This is a genomic window from Microbacterium sp. Mcb102, assembly GCF_024519805.1.
Classification (GTDB): Bacteria; Actinomycetota; Actinomycetes; order Actinomycetales; family Microbacteriaceae; genus Microbacterium.
Genome location: NZ_JALJRG010000006.1, coordinates 288,220 through 294,972 on the forward strand (window position 1 = coordinate 288,220; position 6,753 = coordinate 294,972).

Sequence of the window (6,753 nt, forward strand, 5' to 3'; positions counted from 1 at the left end):
AATATTCGTGATAAGGTTATCGCATGGTCATCGCTGTGATCGCAGACATCGTGGGCTCCCGTGAACTCGGGGACCGCGGCGCCGCACAGCGCGTGCTGGATGAGACCATCGCGCAGGCCGAGAGCGACCTCCCGCTGGCGGCGCAACCGTTGACGCCCACGGTAGGGGACGAGCAGCAGGGCGTCTACCGAGAACTCGGCGATGCGCTCCGCTCACTCTTCCTGATCCAGCTGCGACTGCCCGAAGGGATCGCCTTCCGATTCGGCATCGGCGTGGGAGAGGTGCGCGCCGTCGCCTCCGTACACGGCGAGCTCGCTGACGGGCCGGGCTGGTACGCCGCGCGGGCCGCGATCGAGACCGTGCACTCCCGCGAGCAGCGCGCCGTGCCGCGCACGCGCACCTGGATTGTCGGAGCCCCGGGGCAGGATGAGGTCATGGCGTCGACGATCGCGGTCTCCAATGCCTACCTGCTCGCGCGTGACGAGCTCGTGGGTGCGATGAGTGCGCGCGAGCGGCGACTCACCTACGGGCGCCTGGTCGGCCGCTCGCAGCAGGAGCTCGCGGCGCAGGAGGGCATCTCCCAGCCGAGCGTCTCGAAGTCGCTGCGACGTGCCGGATCCGCCGCGCTCATCGAAGGACTCGCCGCCCTGAAGGGAGAGCCGGCATGATCATCGCCGGATTCATCCTGCTCGCCATCGGAGCCGCAGACCTCGTGCGGCAGTTCGTCCCGCGGCGTTGGATCGGATACCTGGCCGCGGCCGTCGTGCTGCTCCTGCTCGGCAGCGTCAGCGATGCTCTCCTGCCAATGATCGCCGCGCTCGCGTCCGGCGCGCTCTGGGTCTGGTGCATGCCCGACGGGCGACCCTCACGCGCGGGGTTCTGGCCCGCCGTGGTCCTCGCGCTCGTCGTCGTCGGAGCCGTGATCTCGATGGGAGCACGCGCCCAGGCCGGACTCATCGGCGAGGTGTGGCAGTTGCGTTCGCCGTTCGGTGAGGTCACGTTCGACCTGGCGATCCTGGTGCTCGGGGTGTCGGCGTTCCTCCTCGAGTCCGCGAACCTCGTGGTGCGCGCCGCTCTCGACGGCGAACACACCTGGCGCCCCGCCGAGCAGGTCACCGAGGCCACACCCGTCGTCGGGGCTGCATCGGTCGGCGCGGAGATGAGCCAGACCCTCCCAGAACCGACGACAGCCCTCGCAGAACCGACGACAGATCCGGCACCTGTGGTGGCGGCCGCCCCTGATCCGCGGGCCGGCTTCCAGGGCGGGCGACTGATCGGCCCGCTCGAACGCCTCCTCGTCCTGATCCTCACGCTCGCCGCCGCGTACCCGATCCTCGCGGCGATGCTGGCGGCGAAGGGGATCGTCCGCTTCCCGGAGATCTCCCGCGACGGTGAGACCGGCGCCAGAGCCGAGTACTTCCTCGTGGGCAGCCTCGTCAGCTGGGTCATCGCCCTCGGCGCCGCCTTCCTCGTCTGGTGGGCAGCGCACAGCTGACGACGGTTCCGAATCAGCCCACGGAGCGGTACCAGTCCAGCTTCTCCGCGAGACGCTGCTGTTGCGTGAGAACCTCGGCGAGCTGCTTCTCGACCGTCACCGCGTGCTCTTCGAGAAGCGCTATCCGCTCCGGGATGGAGTCTTCTCGCTGGCAGAGCTGGCCGTAGCGGCGCAGGCGTTCCACCGGCATGCCGGTCTCGCGGAGGCACTTGAGGAACTCCAGGAGGCCGAGCTCGGCATCGGTGTACGCGCGATGCCCGCCGGCCGTGCGCGATACCGCGGGCAGGATGCCCTCGCGCTCGTAGTACCGGAGCGTGTCGATGCTGAATCCGGAGCGGGCCGCGGTCTCCGCCGGCGTGTACGTCGTCATGATCCGAGCATAGGACTTGACCTGGAGTGCACTCCAGGTTGCACAGTGAAGTCATGACCAACCGGAACACCCCTGCATCCCCGCTCGTCCTCGGAGCGATGTCATTCGGCACGCTCGTCGACGAGGAGACCTCTTTCGCTCTGCTCGACCGCTTCGTCGACCGTGGCGGCATCTGGATCGACACCGCCGACTGCTACAGCTTCTGGACGAGTGAGACGGGGCAGGGGGGAGCCTCCGAAGAGGTGCTCGGACGCTGGCTGGCGTCGCGACCGGATGCACGAGCGCAGGTCCGCATCTCGACCAAGGTCGGTGCCGAGCCGCTGTGGCCCGGCTCCTGGCCTGAGCACCGGGCCGGTCTCTCTCCGCGTGCGATCCACGCTGCCGTCGAAGGGAGCCTCGAACGCCTGGGCGTCGACAGGATCGACCTGCTCTGGCTGCACCAGGAGGACCGCACGGTCGCGATCGAAGACACGGTGGACGCCCTCGCGGCGCTCACCGTCGACGGGACGGTGGGCCGTGTCGGCGCCTCCAACCACCCGGCCTGGCGCATCGAGCGCGCCCGCGCGCACGCGAGAAAGATCGGAAGCGTTCCCCTCGACGCGTTCCAGTTGAACAGCACATACCTGCGCACGCGTCCGGGAACGCTTCCTCCCGGAGTGGCGCACCCGTTCGGCGTGCTGAGCGACGAGCAGCGGGACTTCGCCCGGGCGAACGGGATCGAGATCTGGGCGTACACCCCGCTGCTCTCCGGTGCCTATGACAACCCGGAGAAGTCCGTGCCCGAGGTGTACGACCACCCCGGGACTGCGCGTCGGCTCGCGGTGCTGGCCGAGATCGCGGCGGCGCGGGACCTCGGCCGAGGGCAGATCGTGCTGGCGTGGCAGCTCGCGCGAGGCATCCGTCCCATCCTCGGCGGCAGCAAGCTCGATCAGCTGGATGTCGCGATGGATGCGGCGTCGATCTCCCTGTCCGTCGAGGAGATCACTCTCCTCGACGAGCCGGTGTGAGGCGATTCGACGGTGCGCGGCGCTGATAGCCTGGAGCGCGTGTCAACTCCCGATCTGACGACCGCACCCCAGGCGATCGACCCCGCGTTCGAGAACGTGTGGGACGAACTCGTGTGGCGTGGCCTGGTCCAGGTGTCCACCGACCAGGAGGCGCTGCGCGCCCTGCTCGCGGGAGACCCCATCACGTATTACTGCGGGTTCGATCCGACGGCGCCGAGCCTGCACCTGGGCAACCTCGTGCAGCTGCTGACGCTGCGCCGCATCCAGCTCGCCGGGCACAAGCCTCTCGGTCTGGTCGGCGGGTCCACCGGACTCATCGGCGATCCGCGTCCGACTGCCGAGCGAACGCTGAACACCCGCGAGACCGTCGAGGAGTGGGTCGGGCGGCTTCGCGCGCAGGTCGAGCGCTACCTCAGCTTCGAGGGTGAGAATGCGGCACGCATCGTGAACAACCTCGACTGGACCGCGCCGCTGAGCGCGATCGACTTCCTCCGCGAGATCGGCAAGTACTACCGCGTCGGCACGATGCTCAAGAAGGATGCGGTTGCCGCGCGACTGAACTCCGACGAGGGCATCAGCTACACCGAGTTCAGCTACCAGATCCTGCAGGGGATGGACTTCCTCGAGCTGTACCGCCAGTACGACTGCGTGCTGCAGACGGGAGGGTCCGACCAGTGGGGAAACCTCACCAGCGGGACGGATCTGATCCGCCGCGCCGAGGGCTCGTCCGTGCATGCGATCGGCACACCGCTGATCACCAACAGCGACGGCACGAAGTTCGGCAAGAGCGAGGGCAATGCGATCTGGCTCGACGCCGAGATGTGCAGCCCGTACCGGATGTACCAGTTCTGGCTGAGCACCGCGGATTCCGACGTCGTCGACCGCCTGAAGGTCTTCACGTTCCTGAGCCGCTCGGAGATCGAGGGGTACGCCGGACTCGTGGCGACGGAGCCGTTCCGTCGTGCCGCCCAGAAGCGTCTCGCGCTCGAAGTGGTGGCGACCGTGCACGGCATCGACGCGGCGGCGGCGGTGATCGCGGCATCCGAGGCCCTGTTCGGACAGGGCGATCTGACCGCGCTCGACGCGCAGACACTCCGCACCGCGCTGGAAGAGCTCCCGAATGCGACCGTCGCCACCGGCACCCCGGTGGTCGACGTGCTGGTCGCGACCGGGCTGGTCGCCAGCCTCTCCGAGGCGAGGCGTGCGATCGCGCAGGGCGGTGTCACGCTCGACGGCAACCGCGTCGAAGACGAGACTGCCGCGGTCCAGGGCACTCTTCCCGGGGGAGTGTCCGTACTCCGTCGTGGCAAGAAGACCCTCGCCGGCGTCTTCCTCGGCTGAGCCTTCGCGCTTCGGATAGCAGAGCCGGATGCCTTTCACTCCCAGTCACGCGCTCGTGGCGCTGCCGTTCATCCGAACGCCGTTGGTGCCCGCGGCGATCGCGATCGGCGCCATGGCGCCGGATCTGCCGCTGTTCGTGCGGGGTGTCGGGCTGAACTACTCGTTCACCCACACGTTCGGCAACATCCTGTGGACGGCACTCCTCGCGTTCGTGCTCTTCCTCGTCTGGCGCGTGATCCTGCGTCCCGCGGTGCCGGAACTCGTGCCGCTGTGGCTGGCGCGTCGGCTCCCGGAGGACTGGCGCGAGGGCGGCGCGGAAGCCGCACGACGAGCCGTCGGCGTGGGGGAGAAGCGCTGGTATCCGGTGCTCCTCGCGGTGTCTTTCCTGATCGGCGTGGCCTCGCACATCCTCTGGGATCTCTTCACGCATGAAGGTCGTGCCGGCGTGCAGCTGCTCCCCGGTCTCGACGCGATGTGGGGTCCGCTGCCCGGATTCAAGTGGCTTCAGCACGGATCGAGTGTGATCGGCCTGCTCATCATCGGTGTCTGGGCGCTGCTGTGGCTGCGCCGGCGGGAAGCGCGAACGAGTGTGACTCGGTGGCTGCCGCAGGGAGTGCGCATCGCGTGGTGGGTCTCGCTCCCGGTGATCCTGGTCGCTGCGCTCGTCTGGGGGATCATCGCGTTCGGTCCCATCGACACGGAGTTCACCGTGCAGCATCTGGCCTATCGCGTGCTGCCTCCGGCATGTGCGCTCTGGGGTGCGATCACCTTCGTGCTCTGCGTCGTTCTGGCGGTTCGCGGCCGTCGTCACCAGATCGCCTGATCCGACCCCCAGAGGTGCGGGGCATCGAACTCGAGACCGGTCATCGCCGGTCGCGAGGTGACGAGGGACCTGCCGTCGACCTCGAAGCGCGCGAGGTGCGGGCCGACGTCGAACCCGACCTCCCCTTCCGGCTCCCGGCTGCGCGGCATCCCGAGAAGTTCGGCGGCGATGCGGCGGAGCGAGGTGCCGGTGTACCAGGACCCGCCTTCGCCGGTGCGGCGTTGCAGCAGCGCCGTCACCGCGGCGGCGAGCAGATATCCGGCACTGTGGTCGAGCGCCTGGGCGGGAAGCGTGCCCGGGCGGTCCGCGTCCGGCGACTCGATGAGCGCGATTCCGGATGCCGCCTGGACGAGGCTGTCGAAGCCGGCGCGATCGGGATGCTCCGTGCCCCAGGCACTCAGTTGCGCGACGACCAGGTCCGGATACCGTTCGGCGAGCACACTCGGATGAAGTCCCAGTCGGTCCAGCGCGGCGGGACGGTAGCCGAGCACCACGGCATCGGCGTCTGAGAGCAGGTCGTGCATCTGCGCGGTGCGCGCATCCAACCGTGCCGAGCGCTTGCCGTGCCCGGTGTCGAGGTGCTGCCACTCGGGTTCGGGCAGGTGCGGCGGATCGATGCGCAGCACGTCGGCGCCGAGGAGAGCGAGCGTGCGGGTGCAGACGGGACCGGCGATAACGCGGGTGAGGTCGAGCACGCGCATACCGGCGAGGGGGTGGCGATCATCCTGCGCCGCCGTCGCTCGTGAGCCGCGTGGGCGACGACGTGCGGAGGCGGCGGTGCGTCGGACCTCGAGAAGCGGAGCCGCACGGAGGGCTCGATCAGCGGCGGGGTCCTCGGCGGACACGGCGACGGCGAGACCACCGAGCCGAGTGATCGCCGCGACGGCGTCAGCCGTCGTCCGTTCCTCGAGTGCGGCGCGGACCGCATCGGCGTCGGCGTCATCCTGCAGTGCGAGTGCGGTGCGCAGAGCGGCGGAGTGATGCGGATAGTTCCCATGGGTCCTGACCCATCCGTCCGCAGTCCGCCAGAAACCCGAATAGGGCGACCACACCGAGGGAGCGACGCCGTCGATCGAGAGCACGCGGTCGCTCCGGTAGGCGGTGGCCACACGGTGCGGGTCGATGAGCGCGGGCGAGCGACCGGCGGCGAGCAGGGCAGAGGCGACGCTGGCCCAGGCGAGTTCCGCGGTGGCGAGCCGAGAGGGCAGGGCGACGGCGGCGTGAGCTTCCGTCGTTCCCTCTGCCGCGGGGAGATCGAGCAAAACCCTGACACGGTCGAGCAGAGCAGCTCCCGGGTTGGGAGCCGGGTCAGTGGTGAGTGGGAGCATGGCCAGATCGTACTCTCGGCGGCACGCGGCAACGGAAACCGCGGCTGATCCGGCGTAAAGCGCGCGGAAGCTCGAACGACACGCCCGGGCTGTATGCCCCGATTTGCCAGAACCCCGGAACCCACGTAACTTATTACTTGTTCGCCCCACAGGGAAGCGGAGGAGCCAAGAGCTTCACCCCCCTCAAGCGGAGAACCACTCCCGATCCACTCTCACTTGAGAGATCAGGCGCTTGCGTCTAGGATAGGGAATCCACCTCTTCTGCGGCTGTCATCAGCTGCGCTGCGGATCTCTGATCTGCACGGCGCGCCGATTTGACAAGCGGGACAGGGTGGGTAAGATAGAGAAGTTGCCCTGCGGGCCTGGCTGTGATGGCTGGGTCGTGGGAG

At 68.8% G+C, this 6,753-nt stretch carries 7 protein-coding genes; 5 read left to right on the forward strand and 2 right to left on the reverse strand.

From position 1 onward, the window contains the following. Positions 1-23: 23 nt before the first annotated feature. Entirely contained in the window at positions 24-668 is a 645-nt protein-coding gene (locus OC372_RS15795; protein ID WP_262002654.1) for a SatD family protein, read from the forward strand. After that, entirely contained in the window at positions 665-1,495 is an 831-nt protein-coding gene (locus OC372_RS15800; RefSeq protein WP_262002656.1) for a hypothetical protein, read from the forward strand. The genes OC372_RS15795 and OC372_RS15800 overlap by 4 nt, the downstream gene beginning before the upstream one ends. A gap of 13 nt (positions 1,496-1,508) precedes the next feature. On the opposite strand, the gene OC372_RS15805 is transcribed toward OC372_RS15800, so the two are convergent. Beyond that, positions 1,509-1,865 carry a MerR family transcriptional regulator gene (locus OC372_RS15805; protein ID WP_262002658.1) on the reverse strand — a complete coding sequence of 119 codons (357 nt, stop codon included), beginning with the start codon at positions 1,863-1,865 and terminating at the stop codon, positions 1,509-1,511. 53 nt (positions 1,866-1,918) lie between these two features. Between OC372_RS15805 and OC372_RS15810 the strand changes: the two genes are divergently transcribed. From OC372_RS15810 to OC372_RS15820, 3 genes are read left to right on the forward strand one after another with little or no spacing between them, the layout of a single operon-like run. Beyond that, entirely contained in the window at positions 1,919-2,872 is a 954-nt protein-coding gene (locus tag OC372_RS15810; RefSeq protein ID WP_262002660.1) for an aldo/keto reductase, read from the forward strand. A gap of 39 nt (positions 2,873-2,911) precedes the next feature. Further along, entirely contained in the window at positions 2,912-4,213 is a 1,302-nt protein-coding gene (gene tyrS / locus OC372_RS15815) for a tyrosine--tRNA ligase (protein ID WP_262002662.1), read from the forward strand. A gap of 28 nt (positions 4,214-4,241) precedes the next feature. Further along, positions 4,242-5,036, forward strand: a complete 795-nt coding sequence (locus tag OC372_RS15820; RefSeq protein WP_262002664.1) for a DUF4184 family protein — start codon at positions 4,242-4,244, stop codon at positions 5,034-5,036. Here the strand turns inward: OC372_RS15820 and OC372_RS15825 are convergent. Next, complete coding sequence (locus tag OC372_RS15825) at positions 5,021-6,364, reverse strand: CoA transferase (protein WP_262002666.1); 1,344 nt, start codon at positions 6,362-6,364, stop codon at positions 5,021-5,023. The two genes, OC372_RS15820 and OC372_RS15825, sit on opposite strands and share 16 nt — an antisense overlap. Positions 6,365-6,753 lie beyond the last annotated feature (389 nt).